General features: G+C 65.7%; 21 protein-coding genes. 10 read left to right on the top strand and 11 right to left on the bottom strand.

Annotation, left to right across the window (positions count from 1 at the left end):
• The first annotated feature begins 179 nt into the window (after positions 1-179).
• On the top strand, positions 180-2,102 hold the full coding sequence (gene mutL, locus B7X65_RS12375) for a DNA mismatch repair endonuclease MutL (protein WP_293594604.1): 1,923 nt from the start codon (positions 180-182) through the stop codon (positions 2,100-2,102).
• On the opposite strand, the gene B7X65_RS12370 is transcribed toward mutL, so the two are convergent.
• The 8 genes from B7X65_RS12370 to B7X65_RS12335 form a co-directional block, all read right to left on the bottom strand.
• Complete coding sequence (locus B7X65_RS12370) at positions 2,065-2,469, bottom strand: hypothetical protein (protein ID WP_293594603.1); 405 nt, start codon at positions 2,467-2,469, stop codon at positions 2,065-2,067. The genes mutL and B7X65_RS12370 overlap by 38 nt on opposite strands.
• Positions 2,469-3,050: a hypothetical protein gene (locus B7X65_RS12365; protein WP_293594602.1), complete on the bottom strand. Its 582-nt coding sequence runs from the start codon at positions 3,048-3,050 to the stop codon at positions 2,469-2,471. The genes B7X65_RS12370 and B7X65_RS12365 overlap by 1 nt, the downstream gene beginning before the upstream one ends.
• The gene (locus B7X65_RS12360; RefSeq protein ID WP_293594601.1) at positions 3,037-4,233 is read right to left on the bottom strand and encodes a 2Fe-2S iron-sulfur cluster-binding protein; all 1,197 of its coding nucleotides are present in this window, start codon (positions 4,231-4,233) and stop codon (positions 3,037-3,039) included. Before B7X65_RS12360 ends, B7X65_RS12365 begins: the two co-directional genes overlap by 14 nt.
• A complete protein-coding gene (locus B7X65_RS12355) occupies positions 4,230-4,643 on the bottom strand; it encodes a roadblock/LC7 domain-containing protein (protein WP_293594600.1) in 414 nt (137 codons plus the stop codon). Before B7X65_RS12355 ends, B7X65_RS12360 begins: the two co-directional genes overlap by 4 nt.
• Positions 4,644-4,718: 75 nt before the next feature.
• Positions 4,719-5,120, bottom strand: coding sequence for a hypothetical protein (locus B7X65_RS12350; protein ID WP_293594599.1), 402 nt, complete (start codon positions 5,118-5,120; stop codon positions 4,719-4,721).
• A gap of 33 nt (positions 5,121-5,153) precedes the next feature.
• Entirely contained in the window at positions 5,154-6,530 is a 1,377-nt protein-coding gene (locus B7X65_RS12345; protein WP_293594598.1) for an ATP-binding cassette domain-containing protein, read from the bottom strand.
• Complete coding sequence (locus tag B7X65_RS12340) at positions 6,523-7,113, bottom strand: ATP/GTP-binding protein (RefSeq protein ID WP_293594597.1); 591 nt, start codon at positions 7,111-7,113, stop codon at positions 6,523-6,525. Before B7X65_RS12340 ends, B7X65_RS12345 begins: the two co-directional genes overlap by 8 nt.
• Positions 7,114-7,124: 11 nt before the next feature.
• A complete protein-coding gene (locus B7X65_RS12335) occupies positions 7,125-7,760 on the bottom strand; it encodes a hypothetical protein (protein WP_293594596.1) in 636 nt (211 codons plus the stop codon).
• 414 nt (positions 7,761-8,174) lie between these two features.
• Between B7X65_RS12335 and B7X65_RS12330 the strand changes: the two genes are divergently transcribed.
• Entirely contained in the window at positions 8,175-8,948 is a 774-nt protein-coding gene (locus B7X65_RS12330) for a Crp/Fnr family transcriptional regulator (protein ID WP_293594595.1), read from the top strand.
• A gap of 34 nt (positions 8,949-8,982) precedes the next feature.
• Here the strand turns inward: B7X65_RS12330 and B7X65_RS12325 are convergent, their stop codons facing one another.
• Entirely contained in the window at positions 8,983-10,155 is a 1,173-nt protein-coding gene (locus B7X65_RS12325) for a glycerophosphodiester phosphodiesterase (protein WP_293594647.1), read from the bottom strand.
• Positions 10,156-10,363: 208 nt separating this feature from the next.
• Here B7X65_RS12325 and B7X65_RS12320 point away from each other — a divergent pair, with 208 nt between their 5' ends.
• The 5 genes from B7X65_RS12320 (at position 10,364) to ypfH (ending at position 15,025) form a co-directional block, all read left to right on the top strand.
• A complete protein-coding gene (locus B7X65_RS12320) occupies positions 10,364-11,209 on the top strand; it encodes an alpha/beta fold hydrolase (RefSeq protein ID WP_293594594.1) in 846 nt (281 codons plus the stop codon).
• Between the two features lie 68 nt (positions 11,210-11,277).
• The gene (locus tag B7X65_RS12315) at positions 11,278-12,549 is read left to right on the top strand and encodes a multidrug effflux MFS transporter (RefSeq protein WP_293594593.1); all 1,272 of its coding nucleotides are present in this window, start codon (positions 11,278-11,280) and stop codon (positions 12,547-12,549) included.
• Positions 12,546-13,499, top strand: coding sequence for a tRNA (adenosine(37)-N6)-dimethylallyltransferase MiaA (gene miaA, locus B7X65_RS12310; protein WP_293594592.1), 954 nt, complete (start codon positions 12,546-12,548; stop codon positions 13,497-13,499). Before B7X65_RS12315 ends, miaA begins: the two co-directional genes overlap by 4 nt.
• Positions 13,500-13,649: 150 nt before the next feature.
• Positions 13,650-14,297 (top strand): ABC transporter ATP-binding protein, encoded by a 648-nt coding sequence (locus tag B7X65_RS12305; protein ID WP_293594591.1) that lies wholly within the window; start codon positions 13,650-13,652, stop codon positions 14,295-14,297.
• A 65-nt stretch (positions 14,298-14,362) separates the two neighbouring features.
• Positions 14,363-15,025, top strand: coding sequence for an esterase (gene ypfH, locus B7X65_RS12300; protein WP_293594590.1), 663 nt, complete (start codon positions 14,363-14,365; stop codon positions 15,023-15,025).
• 6 nt (positions 15,026-15,031) lie between these two features.
• Here ypfH and B7X65_RS12295 read toward each other — a convergent pair whose 3' ends face one another.
• Entirely contained in the window at positions 15,032-15,940 is a 909-nt protein-coding gene (locus tag B7X65_RS12295) for a threo-3-hydroxy-L-aspartate ammonia-lyase (protein ID WP_293594589.1), read from the bottom strand.
• Between the two features lie 94 nt (positions 15,941-16,034).
• Here B7X65_RS12295 and B7X65_RS12290 point away from each other — a divergent pair, with 94 nt between their 5' ends.
• Together B7X65_RS12290 and B7X65_RS12285 are read left to right on the top strand one after the other, a co-directional pair.
• On the top strand, positions 16,035-18,608 hold the full coding sequence (locus B7X65_RS12290) for an ABC transporter permease (protein ID WP_293594588.1): 2,574 nt from the start codon (positions 16,035-16,037) through the stop codon (positions 18,606-18,608).
• Between the two features lie 168 nt (positions 18,609-18,776).
• A complete protein-coding gene (locus tag B7X65_RS12285) occupies positions 18,777-18,983 on the top strand; it encodes a hypothetical protein (protein WP_293594587.1) in 207 nt (68 codons plus the stop codon).
• A 171-nt stretch (positions 18,984-19,154) separates the two neighbouring features.
• Here the strand turns inward: B7X65_RS12285 and B7X65_RS12280 are convergent, their stop codons facing one another.
• Positions 19,155-20,042 (bottom strand): LysR family transcriptional regulator, encoded by an 888-nt coding sequence (locus B7X65_RS12280; protein ID WP_293594586.1) that lies wholly within the window; start codon positions 20,040-20,042, stop codon positions 19,155-19,157.
• Between the two features lie 92 nt (positions 20,043-20,134).
• Between B7X65_RS12280 and B7X65_RS12275 the strand changes: the two genes are divergently transcribed.
• A complete protein-coding gene (locus B7X65_RS12275) occupies positions 20,135-20,362 on the top strand; it encodes a DUF1127 domain-containing protein (protein ID WP_293594585.1) in 228 nt (75 codons plus the stop codon).
• Positions 20,363-20,370: the final 8 nt, after the last annotated feature.

Raw genomic sequence — 20,370 nt, 5'->3', positions numbered from 1 at the left:
CGGAGCGTAGCGCAGGGGTCGCAGACAGCAGGGTCGCCTTTTCTTTGGTGACTTTCTTTTGGCGACGCAAAAGAAAGTTACTTGCCGCCGGGCAACCCCGGCCAGCAGGCCCAGGCAAACCAAATCACCCAGAAGCCACCCCATAAGCCCGCAAAAACACTTCCCTCTAGAATCACAAGGTGACCCCTGCCACCCCCCTCACCCCCCTGCCAGCCCCCCGCCGCCCCATCCGCGAACTGCCCGACGAACTCGTCAGCCAGATTGCTGCCGGCGAGGTGGTGGAGCGCCCGGCCTCCGTCGTGCGCGAACTGGTCGACAACGCGCTCGACGCCGGTGCCACGCAGGTCACGGTGCGGCTGCTGGCCGGCGGCGTGCGGCTGATTTCCGTCGAGGACGACGGCCTGGGCATTCCGCGCGAGGAACTGGCGATTGCGCTGCGCCGCCACGCCACCAGCAAGATCGCCTCGCTGCAGGACCTCGAATCCGTGGGCACCATGGGTTTTCGCGGCGAGGCGCTGGCCGCCATCAATTCGATTGCCGACATGAGCCTGCTGTCGCGCAGTTCCGACGCCTCGGCCAGCGGCGACGCGGCGCATGCCTGGCAGCTCGACGGCCGCTCCGGCGAACTGACACCGGCCGCGCGCGCGCGCGGCACGACGGTGGAGGTGCGCGAGCTGTTTTATGCCACGCCGGCACGACGCAAGTTTCTGAAAACCGACGCGACCGAGCTGGCGCACTGCATTGAAGCCGTGCGCCGCCACGCGCTGGTGCGGCCCGATGTGGGTTTTGCGATCTGGCACGAGGGCAAACTCGTCGAGCAGTGGCGCGCCTGCAGCGGCGAGGCTGCGCACGACCAGCGCCTGGCCGATGTGCTGGGCAGCGAATTGCTGGAGCAGAGCGTGGCGGTGGACTACAGCGCCGGCGCCCTGCGCGTGACCGGCCGCGCCGGCATTCCGGATGCGGCGCGTTCGCGCGCCGACCAGCAGTTTGCCTACGTCAACGGCCGTTATGTGCGCGACAAGGTGATGACCCACGCCGCGCGCAGCGCCTACGAGGACGTGCTGCACGGCCACCGCCAGCCGGTCTACGCGCTCTACGTCACCATGGACCCGACGCGGGTGGACGTCAATGTGCACCCGACCAAGATCGAGGTGCGTTTTCGTGACAGCCGGGAAGTGCACCAGGCGGTGCGGCACGCGGTCGAGAACGCCCTGGCGGCACCGCGCGCGGCCGCAGCCGCATTGGCAGCGGCCAGCGGCACGCCTGCACAAAATTTTGAATCAAATCAGCCACCAGCCCTTTCCCCCTGGGCGCAACCAGCTATCAATTTTGGAGCGCATCAGGCTTACCGCCAGGACCCGCGTGTCTCTGACTTTGAGGCGATGTGGCCCGTCAGACCGCAAAACACGCAGGTTGGAATGGCCACTGGGACTCAGGGTGCCTCACCGGACGGCCCTTCGACAGGCTCAGGGCAAACGGAAAATGCAGGCCCGAACAACACCGATCTGCCCCCCGGCGAATGGCCGCTGGGCCGCGCCGTCGCCCAGCTGCAGGGCATCTACATCCTGGCCGAAAACACCCAGGGTCTGGTGATTGTGGACATGCACGCCGCCCATGAACGTATCGTCTACGAGCGGCTCAAAAACCAGATGGACAGCGCCAGCATTGCCAGCCAGCCCTTGCTGATACCGGCCACCTTTGCCGCCACGCCGCAGGAAGTCGCCGCCTCCGAGGCGCATGTCGACACCCTGAAAGCGCTGGGTCTGGAAATCACGCCCTTTTCGCCGCGCACGCTGGCGGTACGTGCCGTGCCGACCAGCCTGGCGCAGGGTGATGCGGTGGAACTGGCGCGCAGCGTGCTGGCCGAGCTGGCGCAACACGACGCCAGCACGGTGATCCAGCGCGCGCAAAACGAGTTGCTCTCGACCATGGCCTGCCACGGCGCGGTGCGCGCCAACCGCAAACTCACCATCGATGAAATGAACGGCCTGTTGCGCCAGATGGAAGCGACCGACCGTTCCGACCAGTGCAACCACGGCCGCCCGACCTGGCGCCAGCTCACGATCAGGGAGCTGGACAGTCTCTTTCTTCGCGGGCGCTGAGCTCGGCCTGAACCAGGAGCTGCGACAGTTGGCGGGCGACGTTTTGTCCGGCCAGCCGCAGCGCGCCCGTGCGACATGCCGGCGTAGCGCAGACCATCAGCACGCAAGGTACCGCCAGCCGTGTCAGGTACCAGACCGAGGGGGCGGCCCAGATCAGCAGCTCGGAACACTGCGTCGAAACCATGAGAGACAGATTCTGCTCCACACGCTCGGCCAGGTCGGCAGCGCTGGCCGCCGACACTTCGTCTTGAAGGCATCCGCTCGCAGACAGCAGCAGCCCCTCGCGGGTGGCCAGAACGGCCCCCTGAACCTGCGGGCAGTCCTCATTCAGGCGCGCCCATGCCGCGCGGAATTCATCCGACGCCATCAGGCGAGCCCGGGCTCAAGCCCCAGGGGGCCACAGGCCCGCAACAGCCGGCGTGCCACACCGACCCAGGCGGGATCACGCTGACCGACACCTGCATCGGTGCAAAGCAGCACGCGCTCGCGTCCAAAAAACCAGGTCAGCACTGGTGCGGAGTTTGCCTGCCCGCTCCCAGAAGCAAGCCTGCCGGCCATCTGCTCAGCTTCTTCATCAGACCATCCAACGGCCGCCAGGCAAAGTCCGTCATTGCTGGCCAGCAATGCCCGCAGGCCGCTGCCCGCCAGCGTCTGCAGATCGTCGTCCAGGCCGGCCAGCGCGTCGCCACCAGATTCATCTCGCAGGGGGACATCCGTGCCAACCTGAATTCCCTGTGAGCGATTCAGGGAAAACAGCACCCTGGCCAGTTGTGCCACGGGCCAGGACAGGCTGGCGCTCATGGCGTGCAAATTGACCGGATGCCGGTCATTCATGGACAGCAGGCATTCGATCACCGCGCGCTCCGGCCCTGCGTCGGGCTGCGCCAGCCAATGCAGCACACCCGTCGCGGTGACCCTGATGAAGCGAAGCGTTTCAGGCGGCTGCATCACATGCGCCGTGGCTGCTGGCAAGCGCCTGCGGTCCGCCTGAAGCACAGCCCGGGCAACTGATATGGCCCAACCGCACATGGTATTTCACCAGGGTGCCGGCGTCGATCACGGCCCCGCAGTGGTCGCACAAGGTGCCGGCCGAAAGTGTTTCGTTGGCGTAGCCGTCAAGCGGCAGGTCCACCCCGTTCACATGGCGCGGCCACGCAGCGGACTTGACGATATCGCGCCGGTAATGCAGCTCCAGGCGTGTCCAGCGCGCGATCTGCAGCGCAGTCAGGCCATGCTTTTCCAGGGTGCGGACCATGAGCGCCTGCCGGTAGTCGAAAAGCTCATTCGAAATTACCATCCAGTGGTGGGCGTTGCGCGGCCGGTCGCCGAAATACACGCGTTCACCTGTCATCAGCTGCTTGAGAAAAGAATATTGTTTGTCTATGGAACGATCCCGCGTGACCTTCTGGAAAAACGGGGCCAGCAGCGGATCCTCATAAACCTGGCCGTAGAAATCCTCGAGCACTGCCCTGACAGTGGCACCGCCATCGAGCTCTGTCCAGAGCGCCGGGTCAGGCGCTGGCGCCGGCGACTCCACCGGCACATCGGCCTTCCCCGCGAGACCATCGCCCGCGCCGTCGACCGGACCGCGCACTTCGAACTCATGGCCAAAGGCGTCGGCTGCATCCAGCCAGGACGGGAAGATGCCACCCGGCGGGCAATGCATGAGCGCATCGACCATGTGCGTCTCGGGACAGGTCGCCGTGACCTCGATCAATGGGGCGGGCTCCGCGTCGGTCACCAGCAGCAGGCGCTGACCCGGCTGGCAGGTCAGCAGCCGGGCGGTTTCGAATTGCATGAATCGGAAGGATGCGTCGGTCCCCGCAGATGTCAGCAGCTGGCACGAGGTGACCATGTCGGCCTGGCTGGGACGCGTCAGCGTCATGGCACCCGTTGGCCGGCACTGACATGCCAGCAGATAGCCCAGGCTGCGCAGCGAGGGCCGGAGCCCGCGCTGCGCCTGCGCGGGCACCACACCCTCGGTGCAGCGCAACAGACAGGTGTGACAGCTGCCGGCACGGCAGGAAAACGGCAGCTCGATCGCGCTGCGCTGGCAGGCATCGAGAAGATTTTCGTTCGCGCGCAGCGTCAACTCGACGCCGTCGATATGGACAGGAACAGCTTCAGTCATGCCGCCATTCCCCCCAGTTGCAGGCTGGCCAGCGCACTGGCCGTCGTCCGGGTATCCAGAATCAGTTTTCCAAGGTTCTTGGTGGGATCGGCCGCAACCGCGAGCACCCCACTGGCCCCGGCCCGCGTGAGCAGCACGGGCCCGTGCTCCCCATCCAGAATGATCTGGCGCAACACGCCTCGCTCCACTTCTTTGGCTGCGCGGGTGGACAAGGCCAATAGCGAAGCACACATGGCACCGAAGCGATCCGCATCCACACCTTCGGCAAGCACAGACGCGACTATCAAGCCGTCGTAGGAGACCAACGCGCAGGATCTCACGCTGTCTGAAGCGCCCTGCAGCCCTCGCAACAGCCCACGGGCCTTGTGCGCGAACTGTTCCGCGGGGGATTTATCGGCATCCATCGTCATGACATGGTGTCCTCGAACTGCGCCGCAGTTTTGCGGCGCGGGTGTTTCGGTCAGGGCCGCAGGCTGCGGTCCCGATTAAAAGGAAGCTTCAATTTCAACCATGATGGAGCGGGCCTTGGTGAGCACCATGCCCAGGTTGGCGCCCTTGCGGCACACGAAAGTCGCCACCTGTTCCTGCTTCTTGCCGCGCAGGAAGACGTGGATCAGGTTGTCACTGTTGACAATGATTTCCTGAAAGTAGTGCTGGCCGTTTTCCGGCACGCCACGGGCAGACCTGAACAGTTTCTCAATCGCCTGCACGTTCGGCCCCTGAAACAGGTCGGCGGTCGCGGCCGCGAGCAGTTCGATAACCTGGCTGGGATGGGAGTCAACCGACTTGATGCCCAACAGCATGCCGGACGAAAGATCCACGTACCCGGCGGCCACACATTCGGGCACGGCCGTCACGGCCTTCTGAAGCGCATTATCTAAGCTCATTGCAAATTTTCCTTTTGGGTGGTTTGACGTTGCCTAACAGTGAATGGCGAGTCCGGCGACGTCTCGCGCCGAGCTCGGGTCGTCAACGGAATCCGGGGTGGAATCCGCGTTTGCAACGACCAGTGCAAACTTCTCCAGAAATTCAACCTGCGCGCTGGACTGAACCCAGCCCGCGTGAATGCGGCGCACATCGTCCAGCGCCTTCGGTGCATCAATACGTCCGGCGGCGCGCCACAACCAGTAGGCGGCGAGCACGGTCCCGGTTCGCCCCAGTCCGGCACGGCAGTGCACGGCAACCACCTCGCCCCGCGTGATGCAGGCGTCAATCTGCCGGCACAGGTCAAGGCCTTGTGACAGCGTAGGCGGCGCCATGTCCGGCATCGGACTGAAAGTGCAGGCGATGCCATATTCGCCAGCAAGCGTCGCGTCGAAGGGTGTCTCGGTGAGCGTGATCAGGCGAGTGACGCCCACAGAGCGCAAGGCCTCGAGGTCATAACGAACGTCATGCACCACACCGGGCCAGGGCGTCCCCGCGAGATGGCCAGGCAGGAGCCAGAGAAAGCCACGCGGGCCATAGGCCGCGCTGCGGGGATGTAGCGCTGGCGGCGCTTCGGTGAAGGCCGGCTCGACCGGAGCAGGCCCGGCCTGAGCCACCAGCGCCGCGCCATCAAACTCGGGGCAGGACCCTGTACGCAAAAACGCCCTGGCGCACTCGCTGCGCGGCGCTGAGAAGAAGCCTTCACCCGGCGCAGCCTCTTCGACCACGCCATTGGCCAGCAGTACGACTTGCCCGGCCAGCCGCCTGGCTTGCTGCAGGTGGTGCAGCACGACAAGAACGGCGCGTTCGGTGGACAGCTGCTCGAGCAGCCCGAGTACCGACTCGGCGGCGTCCGCATCGAGTTCGGTGGTCGGTTCATCGACCATCAAAAGCGGGGGATTGGCCATCAGCATGCGCAGCAGGGAAACCACGCGCTGCTCGCCGAGACTGCGCTCTATCACCTTCTGGGACAAGGCGTCGAGCAAGTGGTTCTGGCCATAGCGGGTGAGCATCTCTGCCACCATCTCCACCTGCATCGAGCGGGTCAGTGATGAACGGCCGGGAAGTTCACACACGAGGTTTTCGAGAACATTCGACACCAGCAGCCTGGAACGCTGCATCATCAGGGTCGGGTGATGGTCCGCCGTGCAGGGCTGCGCCTTGTAGCGCGCAGCGCCCCAGGTACGCAGCGCCGGGTTGGCGTGGTTGCAGGCCGCCAGGGTGCGCAGCAGTGTGGACTTCCCCGTTCCCGAAGGCCCGAGCAACACCGTGCAGCCCAGCACCGGCATAGAAAAACTGACAGAGCGCAGAACCGCGCGGTCACCAAACGCCACGCCATAGTCCACCAGTTCGAGAATGCCGGGATCAGGCATGCAGCCCCCCGCCAGCCGATGACCGCACGGGGAAGCGCTCATTCATGTCCAGCATGGAGGTCAGTGCCAACAGCAGCGTTTTCACGTCGTGCAGGCTGCGGGCATCGGTCTCCAGCACGGGCACGGCTTGTCGGCGAGTGATCGAAGCGGGCTCTGCCAGGAAATCGCGATAGACATCGAGATTGGCTGGTCTACCCATGTCTGTGTGGGTCACGCCGATGACCACAGGAAGAACCCGGCCCTCCATGCGCCGGGTCAGTTGCTCCATGTAATACGCGAGATCGTTCACGGGATTCGGGCGGCTGTGATCGATGAACAAAACCACCCCCCTGGACTGCTCTAGAAGAATGTCCCACATGAAGTCGAAACGGTCCTGCCCGGGCGCCCCATAAAGCCGCACCTTGTCATGCGTGCCCAGCAGCATCACACCCATGTCCATGGCCACGGTGGTGTTTTGCTTGAGCAGCGCGGTCTCGTCAGTCGCGTCCGCCTCGGTATCGACGACGTCGATGTCGCTGATGGTCCGTATGGCCTGCGTCTTGCCCGCGCCTACCGGCCCCACAAAGAGGATTGCCCATTCCATGACGATACCTCTCAATGGCCGACCAGCCGGCGCCATAACTTGCCGACCAGCGTGCCGGCAGGCTGGGCCATGTGATCACCCTGCGAATCCCCGGTGTCCAGCAAGCTTTCTCCGGCGTCTGGAGATGCCGCAGGCTGTGGACCCAGCACCGTCCTGGACACCTTGATATGACCAAAGCCCTGCAGAACTTCCAGCAAGGCGCGAACCTGCGTTGCATCGGCATCGAGCACCCGCGGGATCAGGTATCCAACCGCAGGCTTGCGCCACAACAGCGCGCAGATCTGCGTCACCGGCGCCACCAGCTCAATCGGCAACCTCGTGAGGTTGGGCCAGGACCGAAGCCGGATCAGATCATTGACTTCCACCTCGGACTGTTGACTCTGCAGCGCGCAGTGGTAGGCCGCACGCCACTGCAACTCCATCAGCGGCAAGGCGCCGCTTGGCGGCTGGCCCCAAGCTACCGACTTGATCGTGATCCGCTCGGGATGGGACTGATAGGCCGCATCCCAGTTCTGGATGTCCGTCACATAGCAGCGCTGCTCCGGATAGACCGAAACGCTGCCGCAGCCATCAATCTGAAACAGGCTGGGTACGGCGTGATTCGCTGCCTGGTGAAGCGCGTTGCTTAAGGGCGATCGTGTTTTCATAACCATGTTTCCAATTTTTACGAAGCACATGCGTCCGCAACGGATACAGATTCCAAAGCACTTATCCAGGGAAAGTTTTTTGACCTATCTCAATTTGTAATCATTTGACGCCTAAAGCATTGCGTTGCGGAGCTCATCGGCCGTGACCCGGCGGAGAAAAGAACACCACTGTGAGCAATCAAGCGTTTTTTTGCGAAGCGGCAAGCTGATCACGGGGCAGCTTCGTATCCGGCACGCAACGCGATCAGCATCGACGTCCGCACGCGTGCGGCAAAAAGCTTTCAAACTGTCGGATTGGTCACATTTTCAACAGCAGCATCCAGACATCAAGGTAAATTGATGTAAAAATAATTACAAATACACGCCATCAGGGTCGGCTACTTAGCTATTTGGATTGCGGAAAAAAAAGGCCCCATGAGTCGCTCCCCCAAAAATACAAGCCCGACCGGGCAGCCCGGCCACACCAACTGCATGGCCTGCGCGACCCGATCGAACTGCATCGTGGGAATGCTGGCGCCCGAAGACTTTGCAATTGCTTCACCCCTGGTTCGCGAGAGTGCATTCCGCAATGGAGACGAAATTTCCCCGGAAGGAGAAATGGCATCCAGTGTGAAGATCGTCAAGGTGGGTACCGTGTTTGGTTACCGTACCGGCAAGGATGGCCGCCGTCGCCCTATCGGCATCGCTGGCCGCGGATCGGTATTTGGGATGTACAGCTGCTTTGGACGGCACAACCAGGTATCGGGGGTTGCGGTATCGGCGGGTCGTTACTGTGAACTTTCCATTCAGCATCTGGAAGAGAAAGCCCCTTGGGCTGACTCGTTTCGCGAGCATCTGATCAACGGCTGCATACACTCCTTCGGGCTGACAGCCGATTGGTCGGCCGCCATGCGCCTGCGCACGCTGGTCAAGCAGCTCGCCTACACCCTGTTACTCCTGAGCGACGTTCAGGGCAGTCCCGTCGTCCAGTTACCCACGCACACCGCCTTGGCCGAACTCCTGGGCACGACGCGCGAATCCATCGTGCGCGGATTGATTGTGCTGGAGGGCGAGCGCTGCATAGCCAAGCTGGAACGAAAGAAGTGCCACGTGTATGGCGACCGCCTGCTGCAATGGCTGGACAGCGCCCTGCTTGTGCAACCGCCCAACCTTGAGATAAATGAAATCAAACTGCTCGATGCCAGGTAGCCGGGCAGACCGCCGCACCTGACACGAAGCAGCCTCAGCGCGCCCGCGCCTTCACGGCCGCGTCCGGAAAGTCGCTGAACACACCGTCCACGCCCATCTCGAAAAACTTCCGGTACTCGGCCACCGCATCGCCGCGGTAGTCGGACACGAGGCGTTTGGCCTCGCTGCGGAAGGTAAACGGGTGCACGAACAGGCCCGCAGCGTGTGCGTCTTTCACCACCGGCGTGGGCGGCAGCAACACGCGGTCGCGCTCGTCGGTCAGGCCGTCGCCATTGAGGTCGTCGGGTTTGCCGTCGCCGTTGGCGTCCACCTGCCGCGCGGGCAACAGGTAGGCCTTCCAGGGGCCGATGCCGTCGGCGTAGGTTTTGATCTCCTTCAGGCCGGCGGGCGTCAGCAGGTCGGCAAAAGTGCGGCTGTTGTTGGCAAGGGCGAAGTCGTAAGGCTTGTCGAACGGCGGCTTGAGCGTGACCTGGCCCTGGGCGTTCACCCCGTCGCCGTCGATCAGCTGCACCAAACGCACGGACGTCTTGCTGCGCAGGTATTTCAGGTTGGCCACTTCAAACGACTGCACGATGACCGGCGAACTTTTCGTGGTGTAGCCGTACTCGGCCAGCAGCGCGAGCAAGCGGTCTTCCAGCGCCAGCCCGGCGTTCACGTGGTAGGTCGGGTGTTTGGTCTCGGGGTAGACACCGACCGTGCGGCCGGCGCGTGCGCCTTCGGTGCGTGCCAGTTCGAGCACCTCGCGCAGCGTCGGGATCGCGTATTTACCGTTGTGGGATTGGTCGCGCTCGGCCATGGGCTGCCGGGTACGCAGGGTCTTGATCTCGGCCAGCGTCAGGTCGGTGGTGAACCAGCCGGTTTCCGCCACCCCATCGACCTGCCGGGTGGTCTTGCGGCTCGCAAACTCGGGCCGGGTCGACACGTCGGTGGTGGCCGTGATGTTGGGCTCGTGCCGCACCACGAGTTCACCGTCTTTGGTGGCCACCACATCGGGCTCGATGAAATCAGCGCCCAGCTCGATGGCGCGTTTGTACGATTCCAGCGTGTGCTCCGGCAGATAACCGCTGGCGCCGCGATGCCCGATGACCAGCGGCGCCTTGCCGTCCAGCGTGGGATAACGACCCGTTGCAGCGGTGGTCGAGCCGCCGGCACAGGCGGCCAGGCCCAGGAGGCCGACAGCGGCCAGACCGGCCGCGAGGATGCGCAATGAAACCATGGGTCGTCTCCGTGAATGAATGTCCCACTATGGTGCATGCAAGTGACGGTTTGATGAAGCGCTGTTGCAAGGGCTTATCCCGCACCTTGCCGCCGGCTTTGCGGGAGCTTCACACGATAGACACGGCAGAAAGCCTGCTTGCCGTAGAAAATTCCTGATAACGCGAACTTTTTACCTCTCTGGCCACTCAGTCATGCTTATGAAACGCTGGACCCTGCTCGCCGCCACCGTACTGGCTCTCGGCATTGCCGTTCTCGCGGGCTGCGCCACGCTCGACGAGCGGCAGCGCGCCTGGATCTTCCAGCCCAGCGACCGCAGCTGGAGCGGCGGCCTGGCCGCTGCCGAAGGCATGGAAGACGTCTGGATAGGGTTCAAGGCCAAAGCCAGCGGTGACGAACAGGCCACCCTGCACGGGCTGTGGCTGCCCGCCGAACAGCCAAAGGCCCCCGTGCTGCTTTATCTGCACGGTGCCCGCTTCAATGTGACCGGCTCGGCCCCGCGCATGCGCCGCATGCAGGAGCTGGGCTTTTCGGTGTTGGGCGTGGACTACCGTGGCTTCGGCAAAAGCACCCAGGCCCTGCCCTCGGAAGAGTCCGCCTACGAGGATGCCCGCGCCGCCTGGGACTGGCTCGCCAAGAAATATCCCGACCGCCCCCGTTATGTCTTTGGCCACTCGCTGGGCGGCCCGATTGCCATCAACCTCGCCACCGAGGTCAACGACGAAAGCGGCACGATTGTCGAAGGCACCTTCACCTCCATTGCCGACGTGGTCAGCACCTCCAAATGGGGCTGGATGCCGGTGTCGCTGCTGATCACCCAGCGTTTCGAGGCCGCCCGCAAGGTCGGCAAGATCGGCTCGCCGCTGCTGGTGGTGCACGGCGGTGAAGACCGGCTGATCGCCCCCGACCTCGGGCGCAAGCTGTACGAGGCCGCCGCGCAGCCCAAGCTGTTCATGCTGGTCGAGGGCGGATCGCACCACAACACCAACTCCGTCGGCCAGGCGCAGTACCGCCAGGCGCTGACGCAGCTGTTCAGCCTGAAATAGCCCAGCGCTGGCAAGGCACCCGCTCCGCGCAGCCACCCGGCGCGCAGCGATCTGATACGCTCAGATCAATGTCCGCCACACCCCCTGCTCCTGACTCCGCCGCCCCCGCGGTGACCGCCGAACCGCCAGCCATGTCGCCCGCGCTGATTGTGCTGGTGCTGACCCTGCTGCTCGGCATCCAGCCCATCACCACCGACCTCTATTTGCCGGCGCTGCCCGCCCTGACGGAAGGTTTTGGGGCGCCGATGGCGCAGGCCCAGCTCACGCTCACCGGGCTGCTGCTGGCGTTTGGCGTTTCCCAGCTTTTCTGGGGCCCGCTGTCCGACCGTTTTGGCCGCCGGCCCATCCTGCTGTGGGGCCTGGGCGCCTACGTGCTCGCGGCCATAGGCGCCGCGCTCGCGCCGTCCATGGCGCTGCTGATCACCTGGCGCATCGTGCAGGGCGCGGCCATGGGGGCGGCCGTCATGTGCGCGCGCGCCATCGTGCGCGACCTCTACACGCCGGTGGCCGCCGCACGCGCCATGTCCCGCGGCCTGAGCGGCCTGGGCGTGATTGCCTGCCTGAGCGCGCCGCTTGGCGGCCTGCTCTCGGACGTTTTCAACTGGCGCGCGGCGCTGCTGGCACTGGCCGTGTTCGGCGCCGTAGCGCTGGCCATGATTGCGCTGCGCTTCAAGGAAACCCTGACGCTGAAAAACCCGCGCGCGCTGGAGCCGGCCACGCTGGTGCGCACCTGGTGGACGATTGTGCGCAACCCGACCTTTGTGGCCTTTTCGGCGCTGTCCACGGCTTCCTACGGCGGGTTGTTCACCTTTCTGGCCGCCTCGTCCTTTGTGTTTATCGGCGTGTTGGGGCTGAGCAAGACGCAGTACGGCCTGGTGATGTTTTCGATGTCCTTTGTCTATGTGCTGGGCACCTTCTGGTGCCGCCGGTTGCTGCCGCGTTTTGGGGTGCGGCGCTCGGTGGCGATTGCCGGCGTCCTGACGCTCAGCGGCGGCCTGCTGATCAGTACCCTGGCCTGGGCCGGCGTCCATAACGTCTGGGCCCTGCTGTTGCCCTATTACCTGTTTGTGTTTGCGCACGGTGTGCACCAGCCCTGCAGCCAGAGCGGCGCCGTCAGCCCCTTTCCGGGTGCGGCCGGCGCAGCTTCGGCACTGAACGGCTTTCTGATGATGCTGGCGGCCTTTGCCATGGGCGGCTGGCTGGGCAGCCACCTGGACGGCACGGTGTTCCCGCTGGCTTATGGCGTGTTGTTCTGGAGCGTGTGCATTTCCGCGGTCGCCTGGACACTGGTTCAAAAACACGGCGACCCTGCAACGCCGGGCCTGCCCCAGCGGCCATGACCAAACCCCGCTGGATCGGCCTTGCCGGACCCACCGCGTCGGGCAAAACCGCCGCGGCCTTCGCCATTGCCGGGCGCCACCCGGTGGAAATCATCAGCGTCGATTCAGCGCTGGTCTACCGCGGCATGGACATCGGCACGGCCAAGCCAACACCCGTCGAACTCGCTACCGTGCCGCACCACCTGATCAACATCCGCGACCCGCTGCAGGCCTACAGCGCGGCCGAGTTTGTTGCCGACGCCACGCGCCTGATCGACGACATCGCAGCGCGCGGCAAGCTGCCGCTGCTGGTGGGCGGCACCATGCTGTATTTCAAGGCCCTGCTCGACGGGCTCGACGACATGCCCAAAGCCGACCCGGCGATTCGCGCCGCGCTGCTGGCCGAAGCGGGCGAGAAAGGCTGGCCCGCGCTGCACGCGGAGCTGGCCGCGGTGGATGCTGTGACCGCCGCGCGGCTGGCGCCCAATGACTCGCAGCGTATTTCCCGCGCGCTGGAGGTGTTTCGCCTGACCGGGCTGCCGCTGTCGTCGTTCCAGAAAAAAAATGCTATCGAAAAAGTAGCTGGTGGCGCACATCCCATAAGGGCTGGAGCCCTGATTTCCCTTGAACCGCAAGACCGCGCCTGGTTGCACGAACGCATCGCCCAGCGCTTTGACACCATGCTGGCCGCCGGTTTTCTCGACGAGGTGCGGGCCCTGCGTGCGCGCGGCGACCTGCACCCCGACCTGCCGTCCATGCGCTGCGTCGGTTACCGCCAGGCCTGGGAAGCCCTGGACGGCGCCTTCCCCATGAGCGAACTGCGCGAGCGGGGCATTGCCGCCACGCGCCAGCTCGCCAAGCGCCAGATCACCTGGCTGCGCTCCATGCCCGAGCGCCAGGTGGTCGCCTGTGACGCAGCAGACGCGGTGCAGCAGGTGCTTGATACGGTGGCCGCGTTCAGTGCAACTTGATGCCAGCAACTTTTTCAGACCTGCAGCGCCTGCGCTGTCATCCGGACTCGATCCGGGATCCATGCCGCATGAACCACGTCAGCAGCTTGCGCAGCATGGATTGCGGGTCAGGCCCGCAATGACAAATCTACATTGCATGGGAGCGTGTGCTTGAGCCTCGTCGTCCAGAACCTCAGCAAACACTACGGCGACGTCGTGGTGTTCAGCAACGTCTCTCTGCAGGTCGCACCCGGCGAGTTTGTCGCCATCGTCGGCGAGTCGGGTGTCGGCAAATCGACGCTGCTCAACTGCATGGCCGGGCTGGACAGCTGGGACGCGGGTTCGGTGTCGCTCGATGGCGTGGACCTGGGCGCGCTCAGCGACGACCAGCGCGCCCTGCTGCGCCGCCAAAAAGTCGGCTTCGTCTTCCAGGCCTTTCATGTGTTGCCGCACCTGGACGTCGCGCAAAACGTCGCCCTGCCCCTGTTGCTGCTCGGCCAGCACGACGACGATCGGGTGCAGGCCATGCTGGCCGCCGTCGGGCTGGAAGGCCTGGGCACGCGCCTGCCGCAGCAGCTTTCGGGCGGACAGTTGCAGCGCGTGGCGATCGCGCGCGCCCTGATCCACCGGCCCAGCCTGCTGCTGGCCGACGAACCGACCGGCAACCTTGACCCCACCACCGCCGCCAGGGTCATGGATGCGCTGGTGGCGCAAACCCGTGAACACGGCGCCGCGCTGGTGCTGGTCACCCACTCGGAAACCGCTGCCGCGCGCGCCGACCGTGTGTTGCATCTGAGCAGCGAAGGCATCACGGGCTGACGCCAGGCAGACCTTCCCGAAGACAATGACTTGTCAAAGTCTCCATCAGCCCCAACTGAATCCTGATGAACGCCTCATCCTTTGAAACCCTGGAGTTGCTCCCCGCAACGGCGCCGCGCCAGTTGTTTGTGCTGCTGCACGACGCTGGCGGTTCGGCCATGGACATGATGGAGCTGGCCACACTGCTCGGCGAGTCCTTCGGTGAAGCGGCCGTCGTGATGCCGGAAGGCGTCGAATCCATCCACCTGGGCAAGACCGAGCGGCAGTGGTTCCCGACCTTTGAACTGACCGACGCCAACCACCCGGAACGCGTGGCCCGGGCGGTGCCGACCCTGGCGGCCTTCATTCGCCAGCAGCAGGAGCGTTTTGGCATCCTGCAGTCCGACACCGCGCTGGCCGGGTTTTCGCAGGGCGCCACCCTGGCGCTGGCACTCAGCGATCAGCACGACGGCCTGGTCGGTCGCGTGCTGGCTTTTTCAGGGCCTTATGCGGCCTGGCCCGACAAGGCCCCTGCGCTCACGACCATTCATTTGCTGCATGGCCAGCTCGACACCGTGGTACCGGCGCGGCTGGCCCAGCAGGCCTATGCCGAACTGATGGCGCTGGGCGCCGACGCCACCTGCGACATCGCTTCGAGCATCGGCCACGAGCTGCACCCCGCACTGATGGCGCAGGCCGTGCACCGGTTGCAGACCTGCGTGCCGCTGCGCTTCTGGCGTTCGGCCTGACCCTGCTTAACGCCCAACCAGCAGATCGGCGTAACGCGCCAGATCCACATTGCCCCCGCTCACGATCACGCCGACGCGAGCACCCTTGATCGCCGCCGCGTCCGTGCAGGCGCCGGCAAACGCCAGGCAGCCGGTCGGCTCCACCACCATCTTCATGCGCTCTGCAAAAAAGCGCATTGCTTCCACCAACTGCGCATCACTGACGGTCAGGATGTCGTCCACATCGCGGCGGATGATGCCGAAGGTGTACTCACCCAGGTGCTGGGTCTGCGCGCCGTCGGCAATGGTCTGGGGCACGGGAATGTGCACGATGCGGCCGGCACGCAGCGACTGCTGCCCGTCGTTGCCGGCTTCGGGCTCCACGCCATAGACCTTGCACTGCGGCGCCAGCGCGCGGGCGGCAAGCGCCGAGCCGCTGGTCAACCCGCCGCCGCCGGTGCACACGTACAGGCAGTCCAGCGGTCCGGTTTCCTCGAACAGTTCCTTCGCCGCCGTGCCCTGGCCGGCAATCACATCGGGGTGGTCGTAGGGCGGAATCAAGGTCATGCCGCGCTCCGCCGCCAGCCGCAGCGTCAATGCCTCGCGGTCTTCGGTGAAGCGGTCGTACAGCACCATCTCGGCGCCGTAGCCCCGTGTGGCCGCCAGCTTGGCTGCCGGCGCGTCCTGGGGCATCACAATCAGCGCCGGCATGCCCAGCAGCCGTGCCGACAGCGCGACCGCCTGCGCATGCGACAGCGCATTGAAGGCCCCGCGGAACTTGAAAGCACCCATGCGCTGGAAGTTCTCGCACTTGAAGAAAAACTGCGCACCCCAGCGCGCATCGGCAGTGGCCGACCGCAGCACCGGTGTGCGGTGCGCATGGCCTGCTATCCGCGCGGCGGCGGCAACAACATCGTCGTAGGTAGGGAGCTGCATGGCGAGGGGGCTTTCATTCAAGGGTTGGTGAACAACGATAGCCTAGAACCTGACCGTCATCACCGCCAGCACCCCGAAAGGCACAATCAGGCGCATGCTCGCCCTTCTTTCCACCTTCTCCTGGCAGGAGCTGCTGCACCACAAGTGGCGCAACGCGGCGGCCGTGGTGGCCGTCATGCTGGGTGTGGCGCTGGCGTTTTCGGTGCAGCTGATCAATGCCTCGGCACTCAGCGAGTTCTCGCAGGCCGTGCGTTCGGTCAACGGCCAGCCCGACCTGGAGCTGCGCGCGGTGCGCGGCGGGTTTGACGAAGCGGTTTACGCGCGCGTGGCCAACCACCCGCAGGTGGCGCTGGCCAGCCCGGTGCTGGAGTTCAGCACCTTCGCCGTCGCCCCCGGCGGCCAGCGGGTCGCCTTGCGCGTGGTGGGTGTCGATGCGCTGGTGGTCGCCTCGCTGGCGCCGGCCCTGATGCCCGTGCCCTCGGCCGGGGCCGAACGCCTGGCCCTGCTCGCCCCCGGTGCGGTTTTCCTCAACGCGGCCGCGCGGCAAAGCCTGCCCGGCGATCGGCTGCAGTTGCAAAGCGGGCTGCAGTTGCTGGACGCGCGGGTGGCCGGCAGAGTCAGCGCCGAGGGCGCCGCGCTGGCGGTGATGGACATAGGCGCGGCGCAGGAACTGTTCGGCCGGCTCGGCCAGCTCTCGCGCATCGACATCCGCCTGCAGGCCGGCGCCGACCGCGCCGCCTTCATCAGCTCGCTGCAACTGCCGGCCGGCATCACCGCCACCGAGCCGGGCGACGACGCGCAGCGCGTGAGCAACCTGTCGCGGGCCTACCGCGTCAACCTCACGGTGCTGGCGCTGGTGGCGCTGTTCACCGGCGCCTTCCTGGTGTTTTCAGTGCTGTCGCTGAGCGTGGCCAAACGCGCGCAGCAGTTTGCCCTGCTCGGCGTGCTGGGCCTGACCGGCCGCGAACGCCTGCGCCTGGTGCTCTGGGAGTCGGCGCTGCTGGGCACGGTCGGCAGCGTCGCCGGCATTGCGCTGGGCACGGCACTGGCCGCGCTGGCGTTGAGGGTGCTGGGTGGCGACCTGGGCGGCGGCTACTTTTCCGGCGTGGCCCCGGCCCTGCAGTGGAATGCGGGCGCGGCCGCGGTGTATGGCCTGCTCGGCGTGGCCGCGGCGCTGGTCGGCGGCTGGTGGCCAGCGCGCGCCGCGCAAAAGTTGCCGCCAGCGCAAACCCTCAAGGGCCTGGGCGCGCCGCCGGCCGGCGGTACGCCTTACCGGCTCAGCCTGCTGCTGATGGTCGCTGCCGGCCTGCTGGCCTTGACGCCGCCGGTCTTTGGCATCGCACTCGGCGCCTACCTGTCGGTCGGGCTGCTGCTGGTCGGCGGCATCAGTGCGCTGCCCTGGCTGATCGCCCTGCTGTACGACCGCATCGCCCCGCACGTGTCGCACCGCCTGTTGCCGCTGCTGGCGGTGGAACGGGCGCGGCGTGTGCGCGGCAGTGCGGCGGTGGCCGTCAGCGGCGTGGTCGCCTCGCTGAGCCTGGCCGTGGCGCTGACGGTGATGGTGGCGAGTTTTCGCGACTCGGTCACCCACTGGCTGGACGTGGTGCTGCCGGCCGACCTGTACGTGCGCACCGCCGGCACCACCGCCGCCAGCGACACGGTGTTTTTCTCGCCCGCGTTTGTGCAGGCGCTCGCGCAGCTGCCCGGCGTGGCGCGTCTGAACACGCTGCGCGTGACTTCCCTGCTGCTGGACCCCAACCAGCCCGCGGTGGCGCTGATTGCGCGCGACCTGCAGGACCCCGCCGGCAGCCTGCCGCTGGTGGGCAGCGCGCTGCCGGTACCGGCCGGTCACGTGGCGATTTATGTGAGTGAACCCATGGTCGATCTGTACGGTGCCCGCCCGGGCACCGTGTTTTCCCAACTTTCAGGGTCTTTTGAGGCTCTGGCCCTTGATGGACGGGCGCGAGGAGCTATGAATTCAGGAGCATCCCAGGCTAACCCCAAGTTCTACGTGGCCGGTGTCTGGCGGGACTACGCGCGCCAGTTCGGCGCCATCGCCATGGACAGGCGCGACTTTGAAGCCCTCACCGGCGACCGGCGCGTGAACGACATCGCCTTGTGGCGCGCCCCCGGCGCGGGCGACGCGCAACTGCAGCAGGCCGTGCGCGCGCTGGCGCAGGCGCAGACGGGCTCGGGCGAGCTGATCGAGTTTGCGTCGAGTGGCCAGATCCGCGCCACCTCGCTGCGCATTTTCGACCGCAGCTTCGCCGTGACCTACTGGCTGCAGGCGGTGGCGATTGCGATCGGCCTGTTCGGCGTGGCGGCCAGCTTCAGCGCGCAGGTGCTGGCGCGGCGCAAGGAGTTTGGCCTGCTGGCCCACCTGGGGCTGACGCGGCGGCAAATCCTCACGCTGGTCGCCGGCGAAGGCGCCGCCTGGACGCTGGCCGGCGCGCTGGCCGGCCTGGGCCTGGGGCTGGCCGTGTCGCTGGTGCTGGTGCACGTGGTCAACCCGCAGAGTTTTCACTGGACCATGGACCTGGCCCTGCCCTGGGCGCGGCTGCTGGCGCTTTGCGCGGCGGTCATTCTGGCGGGCACCGTCACCGCCTGGCTGGCCGGGCGCGCAGCGGCGGGCAAGGACGCGGTGCTTGCCGTCAAGGAAGACTGGTAAGCCGATTCGCCAGCTTTGCGGCCGGCGGTTTGCTGCCGGCTATGCAGCGACAGTGGACGATGCGCGCTTTCTTTTGCTTACCAAGATGACGCTTTGAATGCGGCATTGTCATCACAACGCCGCATGATCTGCCTACGATGGGCACATCACTTCAACAAGGCATTCACCATGGCGCCCGCTCAATACCGCATTGAAAGCAGGAACACGCTGCGGGGCAGCCTGCTCCCGAACAACGCCCTCAGGCAGCTCTACACAGACCGCTCTCTGGCCGTGGCCGTGGCGGTCAAAAGCCTTGCCGACCCGACCTGCCAGGACATCCGCGTGGTGCACGTCCCCAGCGGCGAAATTGTTTTCCAGACTGCGCCGACGCACTAAGGAAGCGCTGAACAAGTCCCCTGCGGCGCGCGATCAGCCGGGCTCGGGCGGTCTGCGGCGTTGAATTTCTTGCCAATAGCCAGCTATTGGCTGCGAAATCCGCCTTGCATCCCATCCCGATCCGGCTGCCGCGCCTCCGCAAGGACTCCTTCAGCGCTTCCCTAATCCTTCTCACACCTGGCGGAACTGCGCCAGCGTCAGCAGCAGGTTGCGCGTGGCGCCGTCCACCGCTTCCAGCGGCCTGTGCGCCACCGCCGTGTGGCGCGTCAAGGCTGGCTTGAGCGGAACCACCTGCACGCCCTGGTGCAACTGCTCACCGGCGTGTTCCAGCGGCAGCAAGGCCGCACCGTAACCGGCGGCCACCAGGCTTTTCATGGCCTCGTTGTAGTTGAGCTCGATGCGGGTGCGCGGGCTCAGGCCCGCGTCGGCAAACCACTCCATGGTCAGGCGGTACATCTGCGTGGTCGAGTCGTTGAAGATCAGCGGCCGCGCGGCCAGCCATTGCGGCGTGATGCGTTTGGGTACCGCCCATGCCTGGGGCACAAAGGCCATCATCGGGTCGCTGCGCCAGTGCGTGAGCACAATGCCGGGCCGCTCCGTCTGCGGCAGGGCGACCAGCCCCACATCCAGCGTGCCCTGGCCCAGCCGCTCCATGGACTGCGCCGAGCCCAGGATGCTGACCTCGACATCGATGTCCGGGTGGGCGCGCTCCATGGCCTTGAGCACCTTGGGCAGCAGGTAGACCAGCGCGCCGGTCGAGCTGCCCAGCCGCACGCGGCCGGTGCGGCCCTCGACGTGGCGCTGCACCGCGTCCACCGCATCGTCGGCATCGCGCAGCAGGCGCCTGGCGCGCTCGACCAGCACCACACCGGCCGCGGTGGGCTCCACCTTTCTGCCGCCGCGCAGCACCAGCGTTGCCCCGAGCCGGCTTTCCAGCTCGCTGATGTGCAGGCTCACGGTGGGCTGGGCCAAGTGCAGCGCGCGCGCCGCCGCCGAAAAAGTGCCGAGGTCGGTGATGGCCACCAGGGTGCGGAGTTGGTCAAGGTTCAGTTCGCGCATCAGAAATCCTGATAATTTTGATCAGAAAACTCAACTTCCACAATACCACGATCCACCGCACCATCGGGGACTTCCACCTCAGGAGTACCGCCATGTTGCACAAGACCCTCGTCCTCCCTTTCGCCGCGCTGGCGCGCGGACTTGCTCAGCGGCTGCAGCCCAAACCACGCGGGGCGGTGCAGGACAAGGGCTTGCGGCAAAGCCGCGCCGAGCTGGCGCAGATGAGCGCGCGGGAGCTGAACGACCTGGGCATCAGCCGCGGCGACATTCCCGCCCTGCTCGATGACCCGGCGGGCTGGCGCAGGGACAGGCACTGTTGATGGCCGGC

The organism is Polaromonas sp. 39-63-25 (assembly GCF_002278925.1).
Lineage (GTDB): Bacteria > Pseudomonadota > Gammaproteobacteria > Burkholderiales > Burkholderiaceae_C > Polaromonas.
Note: the sequence above shows the minus strand (reverse complement) of the source record. Positions and strands in the feature narration are given on the sequence as shown.